This window comes from Polaromonas sp., from assembly GCF_010365105.1.
Taxonomy (GTDB): Bacteria; Pseudomonadota; Gammaproteobacteria; order Burkholderiales; family Burkholderiaceae_C; genus Polaromonas.
The window spans coordinates 24,428-49,331 of record NZ_JAAFGZ010000018.1 but is presented as its reverse complement, the minus strand read 5'-3'; the positions used below and the strand labels follow the sequence as shown (position 1 = coordinate 49,331).

At 60.4% G+C, this 24,904-nt stretch carries 24 protein-coding genes and 1 pseudogene; 20 read left to right on the top strand and 5 right to left on the bottom strand.

Going from position 1 to position 24,904, the window contains the following annotated elements:
- Positions 1 to 25 precede the first annotated feature (25 nt).
- From lysM to GZ092_RS13225, 3 genes are all read right to left on the bottom strand, one after another.
- The gene (lysM, locus tag GZ092_RS13235) at positions 26 to 529 is read right to left on the bottom strand and encodes a peptidoglycan-binding protein LysM (protein WP_293637035.1); all 504 of its coding nucleotides are present in this window, start codon (positions 527 to 529) and stop codon (positions 26 to 28) included.
- A 132-nt stretch (positions 530 to 661) separates the two neighbouring features.
- Positions 662 to 868: a hypothetical protein gene (locus tag GZ092_RS13230; RefSeq protein ID WP_293637034.1), complete on the bottom strand. Its 207-nt coding sequence runs from the start codon at positions 866 to 868 to the stop codon at positions 662 to 664.
- 105 nt (positions 869 to 973) lie between these two features.
- Entirely contained in the window at positions 974 to 2,335 is a 1,362-nt protein-coding gene (locus GZ092_RS13225) for an amidase (protein WP_293637033.1), read from the bottom strand.
- Between the two features lie 148 nt (positions 2,336 to 2,483).
- Here GZ092_RS13225 and rpsB point away from each other — a divergent pair, with 148 nt between their 5' ends.
- The 20 genes and pseudogenes from rpsB (at position 2,484) to GZ092_RS13125 (ending at position 23,278) form a co-directional block, all read left to right on the top strand.
- The gene (gene rpsB, locus GZ092_RS13220; RefSeq protein ID WP_293637032.1) at positions 2,484 to 3,236 is read left to right on the top strand and encodes a 30S ribosomal protein S2; all 753 of its coding nucleotides are present in this window, start codon (positions 2,484 to 2,486) and stop codon (positions 3,234 to 3,236) included.
- Positions 3,237 to 3,368: 132 nt separating this feature from the next.
- On the top strand, positions 3,369 to 4,283 hold the full coding sequence (gene tsf, locus GZ092_RS13215) for a translation elongation factor Ts (protein WP_293637123.1): 915 nt from the start codon (positions 3,369 to 3,371) through the stop codon (positions 4,281 to 4,283).
- A gap of 61 nt (positions 4,284 to 4,344) precedes the next feature.
- A complete protein-coding gene (gene pyrH / locus GZ092_RS13210) occupies positions 4,345 to 5,055 on the top strand; it encodes a UMP kinase (protein ID WP_293637121.1) in 711 nt (236 codons plus the stop codon).
- 63 nt (positions 5,056 to 5,118) lie between these two features.
- Positions 5,119 to 5,679 carry a ribosome recycling factor gene (frr, locus tag GZ092_RS13205; RefSeq protein ID WP_293637031.1) on the top strand — a complete coding sequence of 187 codons (561 nt, stop codon included), beginning with the start codon at positions 5,119 to 5,121 and terminating at the stop codon, positions 5,677 to 5,679.
- A gap of 28 nt (positions 5,680 to 5,707) precedes the next feature.
- Positions 5,708 to 6,448 carry a polyprenyl diphosphate synthase gene (gene uppS, locus GZ092_RS13200; RefSeq protein WP_293637030.1) on the top strand — a complete coding sequence of 247 codons (741 nt, stop codon included), beginning with the start codon at positions 5,708 to 5,710 and terminating at the stop codon, positions 6,446 to 6,448.
- Positions 6,448 to 7,278, top strand: a complete 831-nt coding sequence (locus GZ092_RS13195; RefSeq protein WP_293637029.1) for a phosphatidate cytidylyltransferase — start codon at positions 6,448 to 6,450, stop codon at positions 7,276 to 7,278. Before uppS ends, GZ092_RS13195 begins: the two co-directional genes overlap by 1 nt.
- Positions 7,279 to 7,304: 26 nt before the next feature.
- Positions 7,305 to 8,492, top strand: a complete 1,188-nt coding sequence (gene ispC / locus GZ092_RS13190) for a 1-deoxy-D-xylulose-5-phosphate reductoisomerase (RefSeq protein WP_293637028.1) — start codon at positions 7,305 to 7,307, stop codon at positions 8,490 to 8,492.
- A 1-nt stretch (position 8,493) separates the two neighbouring features.
- Positions 8,494 to 9,870 carry an RIP metalloprotease RseP gene (gene rseP, locus GZ092_RS13185; protein WP_293637027.1) on the top strand — a complete coding sequence of 459 codons (1,377 nt, stop codon included), beginning with the start codon at positions 8,494 to 8,496 and terminating at the stop codon, positions 9,868 to 9,870.
- Between the two features lie 13 nt (positions 9,871 to 9,883).
- Positions 9,884 to 12,184, top strand: a complete 2,301-nt coding sequence (gene bamA, locus GZ092_RS13180) for an outer membrane protein assembly factor BamA (protein WP_293637026.1) — start codon at positions 9,884 to 9,886, stop codon at positions 12,182 to 12,184.
- Positions 12,184 to 12,690: an OmpH family outer membrane protein gene (locus GZ092_RS13175; RefSeq protein ID WP_293637025.1), complete on the top strand. Its 507-nt coding sequence runs from the start codon at positions 12,184 to 12,186 to the stop codon at positions 12,688 to 12,690. The genes bamA and GZ092_RS13175 overlap by 1 nt, the downstream gene beginning before the upstream one ends.
- 59 nt (positions 12,691 to 12,749) lie before the next feature.
- On the top strand, positions 12,750 to 13,922 hold the full coding sequence (gene lpxD, locus GZ092_RS13170; protein WP_293637024.1) for a UDP-3-O-(3-hydroxymyristoyl)glucosamine N-acyltransferase: 1,173 nt from the start codon (positions 12,750 to 12,752) through the stop codon (positions 13,920 to 13,922).
- Positions 13,817 to 14,257 carry a 3-hydroxyacyl-ACP dehydratase FabZ gene (fabZ, locus tag GZ092_RS13165; protein WP_293637023.1) on the top strand — a complete coding sequence of 147 codons (441 nt, stop codon included), beginning with the start codon at positions 13,817 to 13,819 and terminating at the stop codon, positions 14,255 to 14,257. The genes lpxD and fabZ overlap by 106 nt, the downstream gene beginning before the upstream one ends.
- A gap of 10 nt (positions 14,258 to 14,267) precedes the next feature.
- On the top strand, positions 14,268 to 15,080 hold the full coding sequence (lpxA, locus tag GZ092_RS13160) for an acyl-ACP--UDP-N-acetylglucosamine O-acyltransferase (RefSeq protein ID WP_293637021.1): 813 nt from the start codon (positions 14,268 to 14,270) through the stop codon (positions 15,078 to 15,080).
- A 97-nt stretch (positions 15,081 to 15,177) separates the two neighbouring features.
- Positions 15,178 to 16,317, top strand: a complete 1,140-nt coding sequence (gene lpxB, locus GZ092_RS13155; RefSeq protein WP_293637019.1) for a lipid-A-disaccharide synthase — start codon at positions 15,178 to 15,180, stop codon at positions 16,315 to 16,317.
- A complete protein-coding gene (gene rnhB, locus GZ092_RS13150) occupies positions 16,289 to 16,906 on the top strand; it encodes a ribonuclease HII (protein WP_293637018.1) in 618 nt (205 codons plus the stop codon). The genes lpxB and rnhB overlap by 29 nt, the downstream gene beginning before the upstream one ends.
- Positions 16,903 to 17,685, top strand: a complete 783-nt coding sequence (locus tag GZ092_RS13145; protein WP_293637119.1) for an RNA methyltransferase — start codon at positions 16,903 to 16,905, stop codon at positions 17,683 to 17,685. Before rnhB ends, GZ092_RS13145 begins: the two co-directional genes overlap by 4 nt.
- A 150-nt stretch (positions 17,686 to 17,835) precedes the next feature.
- Entirely contained in the window at positions 17,836 to 19,017 is a 1,182-nt protein-coding gene (gene carA / locus GZ092_RS13140; RefSeq protein WP_293637017.1) for a glutamine-hydrolyzing carbamoyl-phosphate synthase small subunit, read from the top strand.
- Positions 19,010 to 22,242: pseudogene (carB, locus tag GZ092_RS13135) on the top strand (carbamoyl-phosphate synthase large subunit). Before carA ends, carB begins: the two are co-directional and overlap by 8 nt.
- Positions 22,243 to 22,361: 119 nt before the next feature.
- Positions 22,362 to 22,838: a transcription elongation factor GreA gene (greA, locus tag GZ092_RS13130; protein ID WP_293637016.1), complete on the top strand. Its 477-nt coding sequence runs from the start codon at positions 22,362 to 22,364 to the stop codon at positions 22,836 to 22,838.
- Positions 22,838 to 23,278: a DUF4149 domain-containing protein gene (locus GZ092_RS13125; RefSeq protein ID WP_293637015.1), complete on the top strand. Its 441-nt coding sequence runs from the start codon at positions 22,838 to 22,840 to the stop codon at positions 23,276 to 23,278. Before greA ends, GZ092_RS13125 begins: the two co-directional genes overlap by 1 nt.
- 15 nt (positions 23,279 to 23,293) lie before the next feature.
- On the opposite strand, the gene folD is transcribed toward GZ092_RS13125, so the two are convergent.
- The gene (gene folD / locus GZ092_RS13120; RefSeq protein ID WP_293637014.1) at positions 23,294 to 24,154 is read right to left on the bottom strand and encodes a bifunctional methylenetetrahydrofolate dehydrogenase/methenyltetrahydrofolate cyclohydrolase FolD; all 861 of its coding nucleotides are present in this window, start codon (positions 24,152 to 24,154) and stop codon (positions 23,294 to 23,296) included.
- An 84-nt stretch (positions 24,155 to 24,238) separates the two neighbouring features.
- Entirely contained in the window at positions 24,239 to 24,865 is a 627-nt protein-coding gene (locus GZ092_RS13115) for a response regulator transcription factor (protein ID WP_293637013.1), read from the bottom strand.
- Positions 24,866 to 24,904: the final 39 nt, after the last annotated feature.

The window sequence follows — 24,904 nt, the reverse complement described above, 5'->3', positions numbered from 1 at the left end:
TTACATCGCCTGGGGTGCAGGCGCTTCAGGCGTCAGGTGGAATTCTGAGAACCTGTCCCGGATAAATCTTGTCCGGATCGCTCAGCATGGGCTTGTTGGCCTCAAAAATCTGGGTGTATTTGTTCGGCGTGCCATAGAACTGCTTGCTGATTTTGGACAGGTTGTCTCCACTGACGACCACATACATCTGCGACTCGGGCGAACTGCTGGCGACGGTCATCATGTCCTTGACCGAAGCCACCTTTTCAACGTTGCCGCAACACAGCAGAACTTTTTCCTTCGTCGCCTGGTCGGGCGCCACGCCGGCCACCGTCACCGTGCTGCTGGGCGCGTCAAAGCTGACCTGCAGGCCTTCGACCTTCAGTCCCTGGGTGTTGATATAGGCAGCAATCGCATCGCCGGCCGTCTTGCTCAGCGCGGCGACGTTTTCGGGTGTGGGCTTTGCGGTTGCGGCTTCCTGGGCCGCCTTGGCTTCGCCGCGACCAAACAATTTCTCGCCGGCTTCCTTGATAAAACTGAACATGCCCATGGGTTCTCCAATCAAAATAAGTCGCCCGGTGCAACATGCCGGGACTGGAATCACTGTAAAGCTTTCTCGTACCCAAACCGCAACGACTCTGTGACAGAGCCTGTAGGACAAGTCCGCATTGCCACCGGATTTTTATATTGGGCGGCTGCCATCGAATCCTTCCATGTCAATTTCAGCTTGCCTTGGAACCATCACCGCCGCCAGGGCGCGTGCGCTGGAGGAGTTCAGCGCCCAGTCGCTGATGCCATGGTCGAGCTTGATCCAACACCAGGTAAAGCCAGCCAGTTCACAGGCTGTGGTGATCCACAGGATGCCAGCGTCAACGACCGCGACCTTCATGCGCAAGTTCCGGATAGTGCGCAAGACACTGACAAACCCGCTGCAAGCAGCGATTCATATTTTGACAAAAAAGGCCTCTACCGCTTTGCCAGAAAGTAAAGTTAGCTACTGTTTTAATAGTGAAGAAGCAAGCGCTGCCTCGATTTTCAGCGCCAGGTCCAGCACGGCATCGTCATGCAGCGCCGCATGCCACAGCATCAGCCCGACCGGCAACTGGCCCGGCGTGTGGCAGGGAATGGAAATGGCACAGCCGTCAAGCATGTTGACCGCCGAGGTGTTGCGCAGCAACATGGCATTGATGCGGAAGAATTCATCGTCGTCGTGCAGCACGCTGGCAATCGACGGCGCGACGATGGGCACGGTGGGTGACAGCACGGCGTCAAATATCTCCAGCCGCGCTTCCATGCGCGCAATCCAGGACTGGCGCGCTGCCAGCAGGTCGATGTAGTCGGCAGCGCTCATACGGGCGCCGCGCAGGATGCGAAGCGCCACACGCGGGTCGTATTGCGCTTCGTGATCAGCCAGCAGCTTGCGGTGCCAGGCGTGGCTTTGCGCGGCAGACAAGCCGCCCGTGGCATTGATGGCGGCCAGTTCGTCGAGTTCCTCCAGCGCTATCTCTTTAATCCGGGCGCCCGCCTGGCGCAACAGCCGCAGGCTTTTCTCGAAGGCGGCGGCCACCGTACTGCTCAGCCCGTCCTGCATCAGGGTGCGTGCGACCGCCAGCCGGCACGATGACAGCGGTTTGCCAGCCAGTTGGACGGGTCGCGCCGACAGGATTTCATGCACCGTCACCGCATCGCGCACCGAGCGGGTCAACGCGCCTACCGTGTCCAGGCTGGGCGACAGCGGCACGGCACCCGCCAATGGAACCAGGCGCGCGGTGCTCTTGAAGCCGACGATGCCGCACAGTGCTGCCGGAATCCGCAGCGAACCGCCGGTGTCGGAGCCCAGCCCCACCAGGGCCGCCCCCGTGGCAACCGAGACGGCCGCGCCTGACGAAGATCCGCCCGGGATGCGCTGGATGTCGGTGTCGGCCGGATTCACCGGCGTACCGTAGTGCGGATTGATGCCGACACCTGAAAAAGCAAACTCGACCATGTTGGTGCGGCCGACCAGCACCGCGCCCGCCGCGCGCAGACGCGCCACGGCGACGGCATCGGCCCGGGCCGGCGGCGTTGCGGCGAGCACAGTTGATCCGGCCATCGTGACCTGGCCCGCCACATCGAAAAGATCCTTGACCGAGACCGGAATGCCGGCAAGTGGCAAGGCCGGATCGCTGCCAGCGCCAGATGACGGTGCGTAAGTTGCACCATGGGCCTGACCAGGCATGAAGGCATAACGGCAGGCGTCGCCCAAGGCGATGGCTGCTGCCTGCGCAAGGATTTCGTCGGTGCTGTACTGGCCATCCTGGACGGACTGTTGTGCGGCGTGAAGGTCGGTCGGGGATAGGGGTTTGTACGGGTTCATGGGAAGGGAATGTTATACTCAGCCGGCTCTGCGAATGGCGACAAAGTCGTTCACAGGGTAAATCGCAAATCAGCCACACAAGGTGTTGTCCGGAAATTTCTCCGGCGATAAGCGCTGGTTTTAGAAACAACCTTCGGAGTAATGAATTATGTCAACGAACATGCGCGAAATGCTGGAAGCCGGCGTCCACTTTGGTCACCAAACCCGCTTCTGGGACCCAAAAATGGCCCCCTTCATTTTTGGCCACCGCAACCGCATCCACATCATCAACCTGGAAAAATCGCTGCCGATGTTCCAGGAAGCGATGAAATTCGCCAAGCAGCTGACCGCCAACGGCGGCACCATCCTGATGGTCGGCACGAAGCGCACCGCCCGCGAAACCGTTGCCGCCGAAGCCCAGCGCGCCGGCATCCCTTACGTTGACCAGCGCTGGTTGGGCGGCATGCTGACCAACTTCAAGACGGTCAAGACCTCGATCAAGCGCCTCAAGGAAATGAAGGCGCAGCAGGAAGCCGGCCTGGACACGATCAGCAAGAAAGAACAGCTGACGTTCAAGCGCGAAATCGAAAAGCTCGAAAAAGACATTGGCGGCATCCAGGACATGAGCGCGCTGCCGGACGCCATCTTCGTGATCGACGTTGGTTTCCACAAGATCGCGATCCTGGAAGCCAAAAAGCTCGGTATTCCGCTGATCGGCGTTGTGGACACCAACCATTCGCCCCTGGGCATCGACTACGTGATCCCTGGCAATGATGACTCCTCCAAGGCTGTGGCGCTGTACGCTCGCGGCATTGCCGACGCTGTCATCGAAGGCCGCGCCAGCGCCATGGACAAGGTTGTCCATGCTGTGCAGGACGAAGGTTCCGATGAATTTGTCGAAGTGGAAAACGCAGCCGCCTAAATGGCAATGGCCTTGGGCCAAACGCGTAAAAGGGGCTCACGTAGCCCCTTTTTTGCAAGCTAACAAGATGAAGTGCGCTGCTTGACGCGCACTTCCAGGTCGAAACGAAATTACGGAGAATTAAAAATGGCAATGGCAATTACTGCAAAGATGGTGGCTGAACTGCGCGCCAAGACCGACGCGCCGATGATGGAATGCAAAAAGGCGCTGACCGAGGCGGAAGGCGACTTCGAAAAAGCAGAAGAACTGCTGCGCGTCAAGCTCGGCAGCAAGGCCGGCAAGGCGGCTTCCCGCGTCACCGCTGAAGGTGTGGTGGCCATGGCCCGCGAAGGCGACAACGCCGCGTTGGTCGAAATCAACTGCGAAACAGATTTCGTGACCAAGAACGACAGCTTCCTGGCCTTCGCCAATGCGGTCGCCGAAGGCATTGTCAAGCACAACCCTGCCGACCTGGCGGCCCTGGCTGCGATGCCGCTGTCGATGGACAGCTTCGGTCCCACCGTCGAAGACGTGCGCAGGGGTCTGATCGGCAAGATCGGTGAAAACATGACGGTTCGCCGTTTCAAGCGCTTTGCCGATGGCAAATCCGCCGCCTACCTGCATGGCACGCGCATTGGCGTGGTGGTCGAGTTCGAAGGCGAGGAAGCAGCTGCCAAGGACGTGGCCATGCATGTGGCTGCCATGAAGCCGGTGGCCTTGTCCAGCGCCGATGTGCCGGCCGATCTGGTGGCCAGGGAGCGGTCGGTCGCTGCCGCCAAGGCTGCCGAAGACGCTTCTGTCGCGCAGGCCGCTGGCAAGCCGATCCAGTCCGCTGAAATCGTTGCCAAGCGCATCGAGGGCGGTGTTCAGAAATACCTGAAGGAAGTCAGCCTGAACAACCAGACCTTCGTTAAAAACGATAAGCAGACCGTCGAGCAGATGCTCAAGGAAAAGGCGACCACCGTCAAATCCTTCACGCTGTATGTCGTAGGCGAAGGCATCGAAAAGAAGGTTGACGACTTCGCTGCCGAGGTTGCCGCCCAAGTAGCTGCCGCCAAGGGCGCCTGAGCCCTTGCGACCATCCGGAAGATCGGTTTTTATTCATTCATCCCATCACGAAAGCTTCTCCATGCCAGCCTACAAGCGCATCTTGTTAAAACTGTCAGGTGAGGCCCTGATGGGTGATGACGCGTTCGGCATCAACCGCGCGACCATCGTTCGCATGGTGGAGGAGATTGCCGAGGTCACGCGCATGGGCGTTCAAGTGGCAGTGGTCATTGGTGGCGGCAATATCTTTCGCGGCGTGGCCGGTGGCTCGGTCGGCATGGACCGCGCCACGGCAGACTACATGGGCATGCTGGCCACGGTGATGAATGCACTGGCGCTGGGCGACACCATGGACAAGGCGGGGCTGATTGCCCGGGTAATGTCTGCCATTGCCATTGAGCGTGTCGTCGAGCCTTACGTGCGGCCAAAGGCCCTGCAGTATCTGGAAGAGGGGAAAGTGGTTGTCTTTGCGGCAGGGACCGGGAATCCATTTTTTACAACCGACACGGCGGCGGCTTTGCGCGGTGCTGAAATCGGTGCTGAAATTGTCCTGAAGGCAACCAAGGTGGATGGTGTGTATTCTGCTGATCCGAAAAAAGATCCCAAAGCCACGCGCTACACCAACATTACTTTTGACGAAGCCATCGGTAAAAATCTCGAAGTGATGGACGCCACGGCGTTCGCTTTGTGCCGCGACCAAAAGCTGCCGATCAAGATTTTCAGCATTTTCAAGCACGGTGCGCTCAAGCGCGTGGTAATGGGCGAGGATGAAGGCACTCTGGTTCACGTCTGAGCCGGCCTGGCTCAAGATAGCCGTTTTGCATTTTTTTGAATTCAGTCATCAGGAGATTCGATAATGAGCATTGTTGAGATCAAGCAGCAGGCAACGCAAAAAATGCAGCAGTCCCTGGAATCGTTCCAGCACAACCTGACCAAAATCCGTACCGGTCGCGCCAATCCCGGCCTGCTCGACACCGTGCATGTGGACTATTACGGCTCGATGGTGCCCATCAGCCAGGTGGCCAATGTGGCGTTGCTCGATGCCCGGACCATCAGCGTTTCGCCCTGGGAAAAAGGCATGGGCGCCAAGATCGAGAAAGCCATCCGTGATTCCGACCTGGGCCTGAACCCGGCATCGCAGGGCGACCTGATCCGCGTTCCTATGCCAGCCATGACCGAAGAGCGCCGCAAGGAACTCACCAAGGTCGTGCGCGCCGAGGGCGAGCACGCCAAGGTGGCCATTCGCAACCTGCGCCGCGATGCCAATGACGGCGTCAAGAAACTCGTCAAGGACAAGCTGGCTTCCGAGGACGACGAACGCCGTTCGCAGGACGAAGTCCAGAAATTCACCGACCGTTTCATTGTCGAGGTGGACAAGATGGTCGCCAGCAAGGAACAAGACCTGATGGCGGTTTGATCTCCTACCAACTGGCCTGAACCAGCCCGTGGCAACTTCCGCCGTGATCGTTCCGCACCATATCGCCATTGTCATGGATGGCAATGGCCGATGGGCCAAGAAACGCTTGTTGCCACGCATTGCGGGCCACAAGCAGGGCGTCGATGCGCTCAGCGACTGCGTGAAGGCCTGTCTTGAGCGCGGTGTCCGCGTGCTGACGGTGTTTGCGTTTTCTTCCGAAAACTGGAACCGGCCTTCGGACGAGGTGTCCGGTTTGATGGATTTGCTGGTGCTTGCACTGGCCAAGCAGGTGCCGCGCCTGAACGCCAACGGCGTCCAGCTTCACTTTATTGGCGATCGCCAGCGGCTTTCGAACAAGGTGCAGGCTGGCCTGCTGGAAGCTGAACTCAACACGGCGGGAAACCAGCGCCTGATCTTCAACGTGTGTTTCAACTACGGCGGACGTTGGGACATTGCCCAGGCGGCACAGAAACTGGCCAGCCGTGGCGAAGCCATCACCGAGCAGTCTCTGGACCGGGCGCTGGCGCTGGCACATGTGCCAGACCCCGATCTCCTGATCCGCACCGGTGGGGAATTGCGCATCAGCAATTTCATGCTCTGGCAGGCCGCTTACTCGGAACTGTATTTTTCAGACCGCCTGTGGCCTGAATTCGAAGCGGCGACACTCGACGAAGCGATTGCCGCTTACAGTGCCCGCGAGCGCCGATTTGGCAAGACCTCGGCCCAGTTGGGCACTCCGCAAATGGTTTCCAATGAAAATGCTGCCTGATGCTTAAACAGCGTGTCATAACGGCCATCGTCCTGCTGGCAATTTTGCTTCCTGCGCTTTTCTACAGGACGCCGGTTCCTTTTTGTGCCCTGGCCTTGCTGATGATTGCCGCAGGTGCCTGGGAATGGGGGCGCCTCAATGCCTTTGGGCAGGGTGGCTCTTTCGGGCTGGCAGCGCTGTGCGTACTGGCATGCGGCCTGTCATGGTACGGCGGCCTGCTTGACCGTCCACTGGCCCTTCTATGGGCGGCTTCAGGTGGTGCCTGGGTGTTGGCTGGTGCCTGGCTTTTGCGCGCCGGCGTTTCCGGCTGGCCCCGAATTCCAAAGGCGCTGCGTCTTTGCGGTGGCCTGGTCGCGCTGTGGCTGGCGTGGCTGGCAATTGCACAGGCACGTGTCATGGGCATAGAATTTTTGTTGTCGGTGCTGGTGCTGGTCTGGGTGGCCGACATCTTTGCCTATTTTGCGGGCCGTGCCTTGGGCGGTCGCTTCAGCAAGGGCAAGCTGGCCCCGTCCATCAGTCCCGGCAAAAGCTGGGAAGGTGTCTGGGGCGGCATGGCCGGTGTGGTCGCGCTTTCGCTGGCCTGGTCTTTCTGGGGCGGCAACACGCTCTACAGCCAGTTGGCCCAGCGCCACGGTATCGCCCTGATGCTGCTGGCCGTTATCTTTCTGGCTGCCATGAGCGTGGTGGGCGACCTGGTCGAGTCACTGATCAAGCGCAGCGCCGGTGTCAAGGATTCCAGCGGTCTGCTGCCCGGCCATGGCGGCGTGCTCGACCGTGTCGATGCGCTCTTGCCCACCTTGCCGCTGGCCATGATGCTGGTCACCCTGTAAACCTTTCCGGCCGGACCCTCTCCTACATGACCTTCGAAAAGCAGCGCATCACCGTTCTGGGTTCGACCGGCTCCATAGGCGTCAGCACGCTGGAGGTGATTGCGCGGCACCTTGATCGTTTCGAGGTGTTTGCCCTGAGTGCTGCCACCCAGGTTGATCTCATGCTGGCCCAGTGTGCACAGTTCAAGCCGCAGTACGCCGTGATGGTCAGCGAGCCTCATGCCCGCATGCTGGCTGAAAAAATCAAGTCAAATGGGCTGTCCACGCATGTCCTGTATGAGCAAACTGCTCTTGAAATGATAGCGTCGCATGAGCGCGTCGATGCGGTGATGGCAGCGATTGTGGGCGCTGCCGGGTTACCGTCCTGCATGGCTGCAGCCAGGGCCGGAAAGCGCCTGCTGCTGGCCAACAAGGAGGCGTTGGTGGTCGGTGGCGACGTGTTCATGCGCGCAGTTGAAGCCGGGGGCGCCCGGCTGCTGCCGATCGACAGCGAGCATTCGGCCATCTTTCAGTCGCTGCCCGATGACGCGGCCAGCTGGCCGCGCCGGGTCGAAAAAATCATCCTGACCGCCTCAGGCGGACCGTTTCGCACCTGCGCGCCTGCCAGCTTGCGCTATGTGACGCCCGAGCAAGCCTGCGCCCATCCGAACTGGGTCATGGGCCGCAAGATTTCGGTCGATTCGGCCACCATGATGAACAAGGCGCTCGAAGTCATTGAGGCCAAATACCTGTTTGGCATGGCGCCGGCGCAAATCGAAGTGGTGATCCATCCGCAAAGCATCATCCATTCCATGGTGCAGTACCACGACAGTTCAGTGGTGGCGCAACTGGGAACGCCCGACATGCGGGTGCCGATTGCTTATGGCCTGGCCTGGCCCGAGCGCATCAGTTCCGGCGCCAAGACGCTCGACTTCACCAACCTGGCGAACATGACGTTTGAAGTGCCCGACGCTGCGCGCTTCCCAGGCCTGCCACTGGCCTGGGAAGTGCTCAGGGCGCCAGTCGGCAGCGCGGCCGTCCTGAATGCCGCCAATGAAATAGCCGTGGCCGCATTTTTGGACAGGCGAATCCGCTTTGACCAGATTCACCAGGTCAACCATGCAACTCTTGAGGCGGTTGGCGTGTCTGACATCCACGATATTGAAGGCCTGCTGGCGTTAGACGCAGAGTCGCGCCGGGTAGCCGGTCAAATCGCCGAACGACTGGAGTCCTGAGATGCTGACGCTGGTTTCTTTTCTTGTAACGCTGGGCATCCTGATCGCCGTGCACGAGTACGGCCACTACCGGGTCGCCGTGGCCTGCGGCATCAAGGTGCTGAAATTTTCCATCGGTTTTGGCAAGCCGCTCTTCACCTGGCGCCTGAAGGGCAAGGACACCGATTTCTCCATCGGCATGCTGCCGCTCGGCGGCTATGTGAAGATGCTCGACGAACGCGAAGCGCCGGTCGATCCGGCCGAGCGCCACCTGGCGTTCAACACCCAGCCGCTCAAGTCGCGAGCAGCGGTCGTGGCGGCCGGGCCACTGGCGAATCTGCTGCTCGCCGTATTGCTGTATGCCTTGGTGAACTGGAGCGGAGTGCAGGAACCCCGGGCAATTCTGGCCAGTCCGGTGGCAGGCTCACTGGCCGAGCGGGCCGGACTGAATGGCGGGGAGATTGTTCAGAAGGCGGCCTTCGACGGCAAAAAACTGGAAACGGTTCGCTCTTTTGAAGACCTGCGCTGGCGCCTGACGCAGGGTGCCCTCGATGGGCATGATTTGCAATTGGTGCTCGGCGACCAGGCCGGCGCATCGACACGAACGCTTGTGCTGCCGCTCAGCAAGCTTGATGCCGCAGATGCCGATGCCCAGCTGTTCCGAAAAATCGGCATTGTCGGTCCGTGGACCGCACCGGTGATCGGCGAGGTCATGGCAGCCAGCGTCGCTGAAAAATCGGGACTGAAAGCCGGCGACGTGGTCCAGCGCATTGGTGACCTCCCGGTCGTCGATGGCCAGCAACTGCGCGAAACCATTCGCTCCTATGCCCCATCGCCAGGCGCGGATCAAGCAAGCGTGGTGCCGCAACGCTGGCAGATTCTGCGCGCAGGTCAGCCACTGACCCTGCAGGTCACGCCCGAAATCCGCCAGGAAAACAATGTGGCGGTGGCCCGCATCGGTGCTTACGTCGGCGCGCCGCCTGAATTTGTCACGGTGCGTTACGGGCCGCTCGATGGCCTGTGGCAAGGCGCTGTCCGCACCTGGGAAGTGTCTGCGCTGACGCTGAAGATGATGGGCAAAATGGTCATCGGCGAAGCATCGCTGAAGAACCTGAGCGGCCCGCTCACCATTGCCGACTACGCCGGCAAGTCTGCCACCATGGGATGGACGTCCTATCTGGTATTTCTGGCCCTGGTCAGTGTCAGCCTGGGTGTGCTGAACCTGCTGCCGCTGCCGGTTCTGGACGGCGGACACCTGATGTATTATCTTTGGGAATGGATCACCGGTCGGGGCGTGTCAGACGCCTGGATGGACCGTCTGCAGCGCGGTGGCGTTGCGATTCTCCTGGGCATGATGTGCATTGCCCTTTTCAACGATGTCGCCCGGCTTGTCGGCTAACTCCTACCAATTCATGCAAAAGCAATTCAAACGTTTCCAAGTTCGTGCTGTCTGCGCCATCGCGGCCAGCCTGTTGATCGCCAATACAGCCTGGGCCGTCGATCCTTTCACCGTCCGGGACATCCGGGTCGAAGGTCTGCAGCGCGTCGAGCCGGGCACCATTTTTGCCTCGCTTCCTTTCCGGGCGGGTGAAACCTACAACGACGAAAAGGGTTCGAGCGCCATTCGCGCCTTGTTCGGCCTGGGCCTTTTCAAGGATGTGCGGCTTGAAGTCAATGGGGATGTGCTGGTGGTGATTGTCGAAGAGCGTCCCACCGTCGCTGACGTGGACTTTGTCGGCACCAAGGAGTTTGACAAGGAAGTGCTGAAAAAGGCCCTTCGAGATGCCGGTATCGCTGACGGCCAGCCCTTCGACAAGGCGCTGGCCGACAAGGCCGAGCAGGAACTCAAGCGCCAGTACATCAACAAGAGCCTGTACGGCGTCGAGGTCATCACGACCGTCACGCCGATCGAGCGCAACCGCGTCAACCTGACCTTCAACGTGGTCGAAGGTGACGTGGCAAAAATCAAGGAAATCCGCATCACCGGCAACAAGGCGTTCAGCGAGTCAACATTGCTCGGCCTGTTCGACCTGGACACCGGCGGCTGGCTGAGCTGGTATACCAAGTCAGACCGTTATTCGCGCGCCAAGCTGAATGCCGACATTGAAGCCCTGCGCTCCTATTACCTGTCGCGCGGCTACCTGGAGTTCAAGGTCGACACGTCGCAGGTGGCGATTTCTCCCGACAAGCAGAGCATTGCGATCACGCTGAATGTGACAGAAGGCGAGCGTTTCGTGGTGTCTGGCGTCAAGCTGGAAGGCAACTTCCTGGGCAAGGAGGAAGAATTCAAGTCCCTGGTTGTCATCAAGCCCGGCGAGCCCTACAACGCCGATGCGGTGGCCGAAACCACCAAGGCCTTTACCGACTATTTCGGCGTTTTCGGCTTCGCCTTTGCCAAGGTTGAGGCGGTTCCTGACATTGACCGTGCGAACAACCGCGTGGCCTTCACGCTGCAGGCCGAGCCTTCACGCCGGGCCTATGTGCGGCGAATCAATGTGTCGGGCAACAACCGCACCCGCGATGAAGTCGTGCGCCGCGAGTTCCGGCAGTTCGAATCGTCCTGGTACGACGGCGACAAGATCCGCCTTTCGCGCGACCGCGTTGACCGCCTGGGATTCTTCACCGAGGTGAATGTGGAAACGCAGGAAGTCACCGGCACGCCTGACCAGGTGGACATCACGGTCAACGTGGCTGAAAAGCCCACTGGCAATCTGCAACTTGGCGCCGGTTACTCGAGCGCTGACAGCGTTTCGCTGATGTTCGGCATCAAGCAGGAAAACGTTTTCGGCTCGGGCAACTACCTGGGCATTGAAGTCAACACCAGCAAGTCGAATCGCCAGTTGGTCTTGAGCACGATCGATCCGTATTTCACGGCCGACGGCATTTCGCGCTCAATCGATGTCTACGACCGGACCTCGCAGCCGCTGTCCGGGCAGGGCGGCGACTACAAACTGAAAACGCGCGGCGCGAGCATCCGTTTCGGTGTTCCGTTCACCGAAACCGACACGGTGTATTTTGGCTCCGGCTACGAGTCACTGACGATCGTTCCCGGCACCAACCTGCCGGTCAGCTACCAGGACTACATCAATAAATTCGGCGAAAAAAGCAATTCCATTCCCTTGACCGTGGGATGGTCGCGCGACAGCCGAGACAGTGCCCTGGTGCCGACCTCCGGACGTTTCCAACGCGTTTATGGCGACTGGGGTATTGCCGGTGACATCAGGTTTGTGCGCGCCAATTACCAGATCCAGCAGTACATTCCGCTGAACAAGCAATTCACAGTGGCCTTGAACGGCGAACTCGGCTGGGGTAAAGGGCTGAACGGCCAGCCTTATCCATTGTTCAAGAATTACTATTCAGGTGGTCTGGGCTCGGTGCGCGGTTTCCAGCAGGGATCGCTGGGCCCTCGCGACAGTTCCGACCTTTCAGTCGGTGCACCGAAAAAGCTGACGTTCAACGCCGAACTGATCGCACCGTTTCCGGGCGCCGGAAACGACCGTACCTTGCGCATGTACGGATTTGTCGATGCCGGCAACGTGTTCAAGGACAGCTATAAACTCAGCGGCCCCGATGGACTCAGGGCTTCAACCGGCCTGGGCATCAGCTGGATTTCTCCTGTGGGCCCGCTTCGCATTGCCTATGCCGTGCCGCTGCGTAAACAGGCCGGCGATAAAATCGAACGTTTGCAATTCCAAATTGGTACCTCTTTCTAATGAAAAATTTTTCCAGCAAAATTCTCCTCGGCCTGGTGATTGCGGTTGCCGGCTTTTCGGCCAGCGCGCAGGAATTCAAGGTGGGCGTCGTCAACCTCGACCGCATTTTCCGGGAAGCCAATTCAGCCAAGGCAGCCCAGACCAAGCTGGAGCAGGAGTTCAGCAAGCGTGAAAAGGAGCTGACCGACCTTGGCGCCCAGTTGAAGACGCAATCGGACAAGTTCGAGCGTGAAGCGCCGACGCTGGCGGAAAGCCAGCGCACCTTGCGCCAGCGGCAACTGGTCGACCAGGACCGCACCTTCCAGACCAAGCGCCGGGAATTCCAGGAAGACCTGAGCGCCCGCAAGAATGAAGAACTGCAACTGGTCATCGAGCGCGCCAACAAGGTCGTCAAAACCCTGGCAGAAACCGAAAAATACGACTTGATTCTTCAGGAATCGGTGTACGTGAACCCCAAGCATGACATCACTGACAAGGTGATCAAGGCGCTGAACGCTTCCAAGTAATTTCCGGTGGCGCGCATACGCATACGCATACGCATGGGCGTGGGAAGGGCCGCTCCTTTATGACGCTTAAACTCGCTGACATCACCCGGCTTCTGGCCGACCAGGTGCCGGCCGAACTGCTGGGTAATCCGGATTTGCTGATTGACCGGCTGTCAACGCTGGAAGCGTCGGGTCCCAACGAACTGACTTTCCTCAGCCATCCGAAGTACCTCGGGCAGCTTGCACAATCCGCGGCGGGCTGTGTGATCGTCGCGCCTTCTGCGCGTGATGCCGCGGTGAAGCGTGGTCCGTGCCTCGTCGTGGACGATCCCTACCATTACTTTGCCTTGGTCACCCAGCTATGGAAACGGCTGCATGCGCCTGATGCCGCGCCGGTTATCCATTCGAGCGCCATCATTGATCCGACCGCCCGTATTGGCGCGGATGTGTCGATAGGCGCTTTCGTCTGCATTGATGCCGGTGCGGTGATTGGCGAAGGCGTGCGTATCGGCGCCCACTGCGTCATAGGCGCGAACGCCGCTGTTGGCGCACGCAGCCGGCTGTCGGCGCGCGTCACAGTGGCTGACGGCTGCAGTATCGGCGAGCGCTGCATCATCCATCCCGGCGCCGTGATTGGTGCGGATGGATTCGGCTTTGCACCGCACGCAGGCCAGTGGGTCAAGATCGAACAGCTGGGCGCGGTGCGCATCGGCAGTGATGTGGAAATCGGCGCCAATACCTGCATTGACAGGGGCGCCCTGCAGGACACGGTGCTCGAAGACGGCGTCAAGCTCGACAACCTGGTGCAGATCGGCCACAACGTACGCGTTGGCCAACATAGCGCGATGGCGGGCTGCGCCGGCGTCGCCGGCAGTGCGACGATTGGTGCGCATTGCACCGTGGGCGGTGGCGCGATCGTGCTGGGCCATTTGCGGCTGGCCGATGGCGTGCATGTCTCGGCTGCCACGACCGTGACCCGGTCGCTGCTGAAGCCTGGCCACTACACCGGCCTGTTTCCCATCGACGACAATGTCGCCTGGGAAAAAAATGCCGCCACGCTCAAGCATCTCCATGCGTTGCGTGATCGGCTCAAACAAACAGAAAAAACCCTGCTGCAACTGCAGGAAAGCCTCAAAGAAGAAAAATCATGTTGGACATTCACCAGATTCTCAAGTTATTGCCGCACCGTTATCCCATCCTGCTGGTCGACCGGGTGCTGGAGATTGAAACCGGGAAAAGCATCAAGGCGCTGAAGAACGTCACCATCAACGAGCCTTTTTTCATGGGCCATTTCCCCAAGCATCCGGTCATGCCCGGCGTGCTGATGATCGAGGCCATGGCACAGGCGGCGGCGCTGCTGTCGTTTTCCACGCTGGGCGTCACGCCCGACGACAAGACGGTCTATTACTTCGCCGGTATCGACGGCGCGCGCTTCAAGCGTCCGGTCGGCCCGGGCGACCAGTTGATCATGGATGTTGAATTGCTGCGCATGAAAGCAGGTATTTTCAAATTCAAAGGTGTGTGCCGCGTGGACGGAAACCTGGCCTGCGAGGCCGAACTGATGTGCACCATGCGCACGGTGGCCTGAGGGCGCGGTCATGACGCTGCCAGCCGCGCCTTCGGGCATCCATGCGACGGCTCTGGTTGACCCCCAGGCCCAGCTTGACAGTTCGGTGACCGTCGGGCCTTATACGGTGATTGGCCCCCATGTCAGGATAGGCGCAGGCACCACGGTCGGCGCGCATTGCGTGATCGAAGGCCACACTAGTATTGGCAGCGACAACCGGATTTTCCAGTTCAACGCGCTGGGCGGTGTGCCACAGGACAAGAAATACGCCGGCGAGCCTTGCGAGCTGGTGATTGGCGACCGCAACACAATTCGCGAGTTCTGCACCTTCAACATCGGCTCGCCCGGTGATCTGGGCGTGACCCGCATGGGCAACGATAACTGGATCATGGCTTACGTGCATGTAGCGCACGACTGCGTGGTGGGCAACCACACGATTTTTGCCAACAACACCACGCTGGGCGGCCATGTACATATTGACGACTGGGTGATCCTGGGCGGCTTCACCGGAGTGCATCAGTTCGTGCGGCTGGGTGCCCACAGTTTTACCGCCGTTTCCTCGGTGTTGCTGGCCGATTTGCCCCCATTTGTCATGTGCCAGGGCCAGCCGGCCAAGGCGCGGTCGATGAACTTTGAAGGACTGCGCCGCCGTGGTTTTTCGGCCGACCGAATTTCAGCGGTCAAGGCCATGCACAAGGCGCTCTACCGTGATGGATTGACACTGGATCTGGCCAGGAAGCGAATCGCTGAATTGACTGAAAAGCACCCTGAATCCGAGCCAGACGTGCAGATGATGCTTTCATTTTTAGAGCAAACCTCGCCGCAGCGCGGAATTGTTCGCTAGGGCCGCAATGTCGGCTGCGCCACGACCTCCGCCGCCCCAGAGCAAGGAGGGACCTTCTGCTGGTTCAACAAACGCACCCTCGGCTCCCAACATTGCCATGGTCGCAGGTGAAACTTCGGGTGACCTGCTGGCAGGCTTGCTGCTTGACGGCCTCAAGTCGCGCTGGCCCACGCTGAAGTCTGGCGGCATCGGCGGTGCGCAAATGGTCCGTCGGGGATTCGAGGCCTGGTGGCCGAGCGAAAAACTGGCAGTGCGCGGCTATGTCGAGGTGCTGCGCCACTACCGCGAAATTTCCGGCATCCGCGAGCAACTGAAAAAGCGCTTGTTGACGGGCCTGGGGCAGCGTCCCGATATTTTTATCGGCATCGATGCACCTGATTTCAACCTCGGGCTGGAAGCGGCGCTGAAGGCTGAGGGCGTCAAGACAATGCAGTTCATCTGCCCCTCGATCTGGGCCTGGCGGGCCGACCGGGTGGGAAAAATAAAAGCCAGCGTGGACCATGTGCTGTGCATCTTTCCGTTCGAGCCGGCGCTGCTGGCGGCGCACGGGATTGCCGCAACCTATGTCGGTCATCCGCTGGCGGCCGTGATTCCGATGCAGCCTGACCGACAGGCGTCCCGGCAGGCGCTGGGCTTGCGCAACGAGGACACGGTCGTCGCCATCTTGCCGGGCAGCCGTAAATCCGAAATCGAGTCCCTTGCCTTGCGATTCTTCCAGGCTGCAGCGCTTCTCAAACGGTCACACCCCGCTATTCAATTCATAGTGCCGGCGATTCCGGCGCTGAAAGGCCGGATTGAGGAACTCGCTGATCAGGCCGGCATCCGCGCCCACGTGCAGATCGTTGCGGGCCAGTCGCACACGGTGCTGGCGGCCTGCGATGTCACCTTGATCGCCAGCGGCACTGCGACGCTGGAAGCGGCGCTGTTCAAGCGGCCCATGGTGATTGCCTACAACATGAACTGGCTGTCGTGGCAGATCATGCGACGCAAGCAACTGCAGCCCTGGGTCGGCCTGCCGAATATTTTGTGCCGTGATTTTGTCGTGCCTGAACTGCTGCAGGAGCAGGCCTCGCCCGTGGCACTGGCGCAGGCGCTGCGTGAATGGGTTGATGCAAAATCGTCAAGTCCCGAGAAAATAAGGGCCGTCGAACATCGATTCACCCAACTTCATGTCGAACTGCAGCGCGACACTTCCCAACTGGCCACCGATGCAATCCAGAAAATTCTTGAAACCTGAGCAGGCTGTCTTTTCGTGGGACACGCCTGGCTTGATGGCCGGTGTCGACGAGGCCGGGCGTGGGCCGCTGGCCGGGCCAGTCGTGGCGGCGGCCGTCATTCTGGACCCGTTCAATCCCGTTGCGGGCCTTGCGGATTCAAAAAAACTCACGGCGCTGCGGCGCGAGAAGCTGTACGACGAAATCCAGGCCAAGGCGCTGTGCTGCTCGATTGCCATGGCGAGCGTGGAAGAAATTGACCGCCTGAACATCCTGCAGGCGACGCTGCTGGCCATGAAGCGGGCGGTGGAAAGCCTGCGGCTCAAGCCGTCCAAGGTGCTGGTCGATGGCAACCAGCTGCCCCGGCTGCTGATCCTGGCGGAGGCGATTGTCAAGGGCGATGCACTGGTGCCGGCCATTTCGGCGGCGTCAATTCTCGCCAAGGTCTACCGCGACCGCTGGTGCAGCGACTATCACCTGCAGTACCCGCAGTACGGTTTTGCCGGTCACAAGGGTTATGGCACAGCTGAACACCTGGCTGCCTTGCGCCAGCACGGCGCATGTCCACAGCACCGGCGTTCGTTCGCGCCCGTGGCCGGGGTGTTGCGATGAGCAGCGGTTTTTCCGTTCCCGTCACGCATGTTTCGTCGCGCGACAACATCCTCGTCAAGGACCTGCACCGGCTGTCGCACGACAACACCGCTTACCGCAAGCAAGGCCGTGTCTGGCTGGAAGGTGACCACCTGTGCCGCGCCGCACTGGCGCGCGGCCTGAAACCTGTTCTGGCCGTATTTTCAGAGTCTTTTTGGCCTCTTGCGCATGCTGAGTGGGCACAAGTAGCTATGAAAAACATAGTGATAGCCGATGCATTGCTGCCCGAGATCAGCGGGCTCGAATCGCCGGCGCGCATGGGCTTCGTGCTCGAACTGCCCGCAGTGCCCGAACTCCAGCCCGGCGCGGCATCGGTCATCCTGGACCGCGTGCAGGACGCCGGCAATGTCGGCTCCATCTTGCGCAGTGCGGCGGCTTTTGGCTTCAGCCAGATCATCGCGCTCAAGGGAACGGCCGCGTTGTGGTCGCCCAAGGTGCTGCGCGCCGGCATGGGCGCACATTTTGCCCTGCGGCTGGTCGAAGGCATCGAGCCCGCGGTGCTGGCGAATTTGACAGTGCCGATTGTCGTCACCAGTTCGCACCACGGCAGTTTCTTGCACCAGCAAACCATTCCCATGCCTTGCGCCTGGGCTATGGGCCATGAAGGGCAGGGCGTGAGCGATGACCTCATGGCTAGAGCCAGTTTGAAGGTGCGCATCGACCAGCCCGGCGGCGAGGAATCGCTGAATGTGGCCGCCGCCGCCGCCATCTGCCTGTATGCCAGCGCGCTGGCCGTGTAATAAACCAGCAAGCTATAATCGGGGGCTTTTCAAATCCCAGCTTCGCCCGAGCGCAAACCAAGCAAATCCCTTCACAAAAGCAGCCCGCAAGAGTCTGACAAGACGTTTTTTGCGGACGCTTGGGCGAACCGTACACAACCGGAGAACCCAGTGCTTTTGTCTCTTCAGGGAAATACCCCGCCCGCCATCCTGGCGCTCGCAGACGGCACAGTCTTTATTGGCAATTCGATTGGCGCTCTAGGTGCCACGATCGGCGAGGTGGTGTTCAACACCGCCATGACCGGCTATCAGGAAATCCTCACGGACCCGAGCTATTGCCAGCAGATCGTCACCCTCACTTACCCGCATATCGGCAACTACGGCATCAATGCCGAAGACGTCGAAGGCAGCAAAGTCCATGCCGCCGGCCTGATCATCAAGGACTTGCCGCTGATCGCGTCAAACTTTCGCGCGTCAATGACGCTGGCTGAATACCTGATCCGCGAAAACATCGTGGCGATTGCCGGCATTGACACCCGCCAGCTAACGCGCCACCTGCGCATCCACGGCGCGCAAAATGGCTGCATCCTGGCGCTCGCGCCTGGCGAAACCATCAGCCAGATGGTCATCGACAAGGCGCTTGCCACCGCCAAGGCCGCGCCCAGCATGGACGGACTCGATCTTGCCAAGGTGGTGTCGGTCAAGCACACCTACGAATGGACGCAGACCGAGTGGAAACTCGGATCGGGTTATGGGGTGCAGATCACGCCCCGCTTTCATGTGGTGGCGTTTGACTTTGGCGTGAAGAAAAACATCCTGCGCATGGTGGCCGAGCGCGGCGCGCGCATCACGGTGGTGCCGGCGCAAACCTCGGCTGCAGATGTGCTTAAACTCCAGCCCGACGGTATTTTCCTGGCCAATGGCCCGGGCGATCCTCAGGCCTGCGACTACGCCATTGACGCGGTGCGCGAACTGATCGAAACCGGTATCCCGACTTTCGGCATCTGCCTGGGTCACCAGATCATGGCGCTGGCCGGCGGTGCCAAGACCTTCAAGATGAAGTTTGGCCACCACGGCGCCAACCATCCTGTCAAAGACCTGGACACCGGCCGTGTCAGCATCACCAGCCAGAACCACGGTTTTGCGGTTGATGAAACCACGCTGCCCGCCAATCTGCGACCCACGCATATCAGCCTGTTCGACGGCACGCTGCAGGGCCTGGCCCGCACCGACAAGCCGGCGTTCTGCTTCCAGGGCCATCCTGAGGCGTCGCCCGGACCCCACGATATTTCCTACTTGTTCGACCGCTTCACGGCGCTGATGGCGCAAAGCCAGGAGAAGAAGAATGCCTAAGCGCACAGACATCAAATCGGTTCTCATCATTGGCGCCGGCCCGATCATCATCGGCCAGGCCTGCGAGTTTGACTATTCCGGCGTGCAGGCCTGCAAGGCATTGCGCGAAGAGGGTTACAAGGTCATCCTGATCAACAGCAACCCGGCGACGATCATGACCGACCCGGCAACGGCGGACGTGACCTACATCGAGCCGATCACCTGGCAGACGGTGGAGAAAATCATCGCCAAGGAACGGCCAGATGCGATCTTGCCGACGATGGGCGGCCAGACCGCGCTCAATTGCGCGCTTGATCTCTGGCGCAACGGCGTCCTTGAAAAATACGATGTCGAGCTGATCGGCGCCAAGCCCGAAGCCATCGACAAGGCCGAAGACCGGCTGAAGTTCAAGGACGCGATGACCAAGATCGGTCTCGGGTCGGCCCGTTCCGGCATCGCGCACACCATGGAAGAAGCCTGGACCGTGCAGAAAACGCTTGGCTTCCCGACTGTGATCCGCCCCAGCTTCACGCTCGGCGGCACCGGCGGCGGCATCGCCTACAACCCGGAAGAGTTCGAGGAAATCTGCAAGCGCGGCATCGAAGCCTCGCCCACCAGCGAGTTGCTGATCGAGGAATCACTGCTCGGCTGGAAAGAGTACGAGATGGAAGTGGTGCGCGACACCGCCGACAACTGCATCATCGTCTGCTCGATTGAAAACCTCGACCCGATGGGCGTACACACCGGCGACTCGATCACCGTGGCGCCGGCCCAGACATTGAGCGACAAGGAATACCAGATCCTGCGCAATGCTTCGCTGGCCGTGCTGCGCGAAATCGGCGTCGATACCGGCGGCTCCAACGTGCAGTTCTCGATCAATCCGGACGATGGCCGCATGGTCGTGATCGAGATGAATCCGCGTGTGTCGCGTTCCTCGGCGCTGGCGTCCAAGGCCACGGGTTTCCCGATTGCCAAGGTCGCCGCCAAGCTGGCGGTGGGTTACACGCTTGATGAATTGCGCAACGAAATCACCGGCGGCGCGACGCCGGCGAGTTTCGAGCCGAGCATCGACTACGTCGTCACGAAGATTCCACGCTTTGCGTTTGAAAAATTCCCGACTGCCGATTCGCGCCTGACGACGCAGATGAAGTCGGTCGGCGAAGTCATGGCGATGGGCCGCACCTTCCAGGAATCATTCCAGAAAGCCCTGCGCGGGCTGGAAGTCGGCGTGGACGGCATGAACGAGAAAACCCAGGATCGCGAAGTGCTGGAAAAGGAACTCGGTGCGCCGGGCCCGGACCGCATCTGGTACGTGGGCGATGCGTTTGCCATGGGCTTGAGTGTCGATGAAGTGTTTGAATTGACAAAAATCGACCGCTGGTTTCTGGTGCAGATCGAGCAGATCGTCAAGATCGAGCTGGAACTGGAAACCACGACACTGGACCAGATTGATGCCGCCACACTGCGCGCGCTGAAGCAAAAAGGCTTTTCCGACCGCCGCCTGGCGCGCCAACTCAAGACCACCGACACGGCGATTCGCGAAAAGCGCATTGCGCTGGGCGTGCGCCCGGTCTATAAGCGCGTCGACACCTGCGCGGCCGAATTTGAAACCAACACCGCCTACCTGTATTCGACCTACGAAGCTGAGGGCAGCGAGTGCGAAGCAGCGCCCTCCGACAAGAAGAAGATCATGGTGCTGGGTGGTGGTCCGAACCGCATCGGCCAGGGCATCGAGTTCGACTACTGCTGCGTACACGCCGCCATGGCGATGCGCGAGGACGGCTACGAGACCATCATGGTCAACTGCAATCCTGAAACCGTTTCGACCGACTACGACACCAGCGACCGCCTGTATTTCGAGCCACTGACGCTGGAAGACGTGCTGGAAATCGTTGACAAGGAAAAGCCCTTCGGCGTGATCGTCCAGTACGGCGGCCAGACGCCCTTGAAGCTGGCGCTGGACCTCGAAGCCAACGGCGTGCCCATTATCGGCACCTCGCCCGACATGATCGACGCGGCCGAAGACCGTGAGCGTTTCCAGAAGTTGCTGCATGCGCTCGACCTGCGCCAGCCGCCGAATGCCACGGCCCGCACTGAGCCTGAAGCGCTGGAAAAAGCCGCTGCACTGGGTTATCCGCTGGTGGTTCGCCCGAGCTACGTGCTGGGCGGCCGCGCCATGGAAATCGTCCATGAGCAGCGCGACCTGGAGCGCTACATGCGCGAAGCCGTGAAGGTCAGCCATGACTCGCCGGTGCTGCTGGACCGCTTCCTGAACGATGCCATCGAATGCGATGTGGACTGCATCCGGGATTCGGACGGAAAGACCTTCATCGGTGGCGTGATGGAGCACATCGAGCAGGCCGGCGTTCACAGCGGCGACTCGGCGTGTTCGCTGCCGCCGTATTCGCTGAGCCTGGAAACCGTCACCGAGATCAAGCGTCAGACCGCGGCCATGGCCGAGGCGCTTAATGTCGTGGGGTTGATGAATGTGCAGTTTGCCATTCAGCACATCGACAGGCTGGATGTCATCTACGTACTGGAAGTCAATCCACGCGCCTCGCGTACCGTGCCGTTTGTCAGCAAGGCCACGGGCATCCAGCTGGCCAAGGTGGCGGCGCGCTGCATGGTCGGCCAGTCGCTGGCGTCGCAAGGGGTGATTCATGAAGTCACGCCGGCGTCAAGGAAGCGGTGTTCCCCTTCGTCAAGTTCCCCGGCGTGGACACGATTCTCGGCCCCGAGATGAAGTCCACCGGCGAGGTGATGGGCGTGGGCAAGACCTTTGGCGAGGCCTTCGTGAAGTCGCAGATCGGCGCCGGCACCAAGTTGCCAAGGTCCGGCAAGGTTTTCCTGACCGTCAAGAACAATGACAAGGCGCGTGCCGTGGACGTGGCGCGGGCACTGGTTGATCTCAAGTTCGAGCTGGTGGCCACCAAAGGCACGGCAGCGGCCATCAACGCCGCCGGCATTGCCTGCGGCGTGGTGAACAAGGTCACTGAAGGCCGGCCGCACGTCGTGGACATGATCAAGAACAACGACATTGCGCTGGTCATCAACACCGTGGAAGAGCGGCGCAATGCGATTGCCGATTCGCGCCAGATCCGCACCTCGGCGCTGCTGGCGCGGGTGACCACCTTCACCACCATTGCCGGTGCGGAAGCGGCCGTCGAAGGCATGAAGTACCTGGACAACCTGAGCATCTATTCGATCCAGGAACTGCACGCCCAGCTTGCGGCCCAGGCGACTTGACGATCAGGTGAAACACCGGGTTGACCTTGCCCAACATGCATTAAACTAAAACGTCAAGACGATCAAACATGCCGCTGCCAGGTGACTGGTGGCGGTTTCGCATTTTGCAGGACCAAAACATGACCACCTTACCCATCACCAAGCGCGGCGCGGAAAAGCTGAAAGCCGAATTGCACAACCTCAAGACGGTTCAGCGCCCCTGGGTCATCAACGCAATTTCCGAAGCCCGTGCGCAAGGTGACCTGAGCGAAAACGCCGAATACGAAGTCGCCAAAGACCGCCAGGGCTTCATCGAAGGCCGCATCCAGGAAGTCGAAGGCAAGTTGTCGGCTGCCCAGATCATCGATCCCACCACCTTCGAGCCAGGTACGCGCGTCGTGTTTGGCTCGACCGTAAAGCTCGAAGACGAAGCCACCGGCGAAAGCGTGACCTATCAGATTGTTGGTGAAGATGAAGCCGACATCAAGCTGGGTCTGGTCAATATCGGCTCGCCGATTGCCAGAGCCCTGATCGGCAAGGACGAGGGCGACAGCGCCGAAGTGCAGGCGCCCGGCGGCATCCGCCGCTACGAGATCGTGTCGGTCAGCTACCTTTGATGCAGTCGACCGTTGCTCAGCGGATCGGGCTGCTCGCGGCGGGCCTGTGGTGGGGCAGCTTGACCGCCCTGGGTTTCGTCGTCGTGCCGATGCTGTTCATGCACCTGGGAAGTCCGGCAGCTGCAGGCGCCATGGCTGCCAAACTGTTTGGTGCGCAAACCTGGATCAGCAGCGGCTGCGCCCTGCTGATGCTTCTGGTTTTCAAGCAAAAAGAAGGTATTGCGCAAGCTGGGCATGCACAAGCAGCTATGAATTTCATAGTTGCCGGAATGCTGCTGGCCTTGCTGGTTGAATTTGGCGTGGCACCGCGCATCGTCAGCGCCCGCGCTGACGGCGGCAACCTGCGGCTCTGGCACGGACTGGGCAGCGCGATGCTGCTGGGCCAATGGCTGTGCGCCGGATTCACGCTGTGGCGACTGAGCGCCCGACCGGAGCGCTAGCCACTCAGCGCGGCGTCACAAGGCGCCGCTTGAACTGCTTTCCGCCGCTTCCAGGGTGTTGACCAGCAGCATGGTGATGGTCATCGGGCCCACGCCGCCGGGCACAGGCGTGATGTAGCCAGCAACTTTCTTGACGCCGTCAAAATCCACGTCGCCGCAGAGCTTGCCTTCATCGTTTCGGTTCATGCCTACGTCGATCACCACCGCGCCGGGCTTGACCATGTCAGCCGTCAGCACGTTGCGCTTGCCGACTGCCGCCACGATCACGTCGGCCTGCAGCGTCATGGCTTTCAGGTCGGCAGTGGCGCTGTGGCAAATCGTGACGGTGGCATTTTTCTGCAGCAGCATCAGCGCCATCGGTTTGCCGACGATGTTGCTGCGTCCTATCACCACGGCATGCTTGCCGCGCAGGTCGTAGCCGATGCTTTCCAGCATCTTCATGCAGCCATAGGGCGTGCAGGGCCAGAAGCCGGGCTGGCCGACCATCAGCGCGCCGGCGCTGCCGACATGAAAGCCGTCCACATCCTTGGCCGGCGAAATCGCCTCGATGACTTTTTGTGCATCGATGTGCGGCGGCAACGGCAACTGCACCAGGATGCCGTGAATCGCCGGGTCGTTGTTCAGCGCCTCGACGCGCGCCAGCAGTTCTGCTTCGCTCATGTCGGCCGGGTAGCGCTCCAGCACCGAATGCAGGCCGTTGTCTTGGCAAGCCTTGACCTTGTTGCGCACATACACCTGGCTGGCCGGGCTGTCGCCGACCAGTAGCACGGCCAGTCCCGGCGTGATGCCGCGGGCGCGGAGAAGCGTAGCGCGCTCGGCGACTTCGGTGCGCAGTTGGCGTGAAAGGGCGTTGCCATCGATGAGTTGAGCCGTCATGTTCTTGAGTTTCAAGTAAAAACGCCCGTCAGCGCAAATGCCACGGGCGTAGGGTGCTATTAAAAACGGAGTATTTTATGCGGATCAGACTTTGGGTGCGGTTGAGCCCAGGGCGATTTTCAACAGGTCCGCAACGGTGTTGGCATTCAGTTTTTCCATGATGTTGGCGCGGTGCGCCTCGACCGTCTTGATGCTGATGCCCAGGTCGTCGGCAATCTGCTTGTTCAGGCGACCGGCAACGATGCGGTCCAGGACCTGCGCCTCGCGCGACGTCAGCTTGGCCAGCAGCGCGTCGCGGCTGGCCGACTGCTGGTGGTCGTTGAAGGCGTCCTTGGCCTGCGCCAGCATGCGTTCGACCAGGTCAACCAGCGCGCCTTCCTGGAAGGGCTTCTGGATGAAATCCATCGCCCCTTTTTTCATGGTGTCCACAGCCATCGGTACGTCGCCGTGGCCGGTGATGAAGACGATGGGCAGCGGCGACTTGCGTTCCAGCAGGCGGTCCTGCAACTCCAGTCCGGTCATGCCGCCCATGCGGATATCGACGATCAGGCAGGCCACTTCGCGCGAATCGTAGCGGCTCAGGAACGTTTCGGCTGAGTCGAAACAACGCACCCGGTAGTCCTTGCCTTCAAGCAGCCATTGCAGCGAGTCACGCACGCCTTCGTCGTCATCAACGACATAGACCGTGCCTTTTTTGGGTATCAAACTCATGCCTTGCTTTCTTCGTAAACTTGAATGGAAATGGTGGCG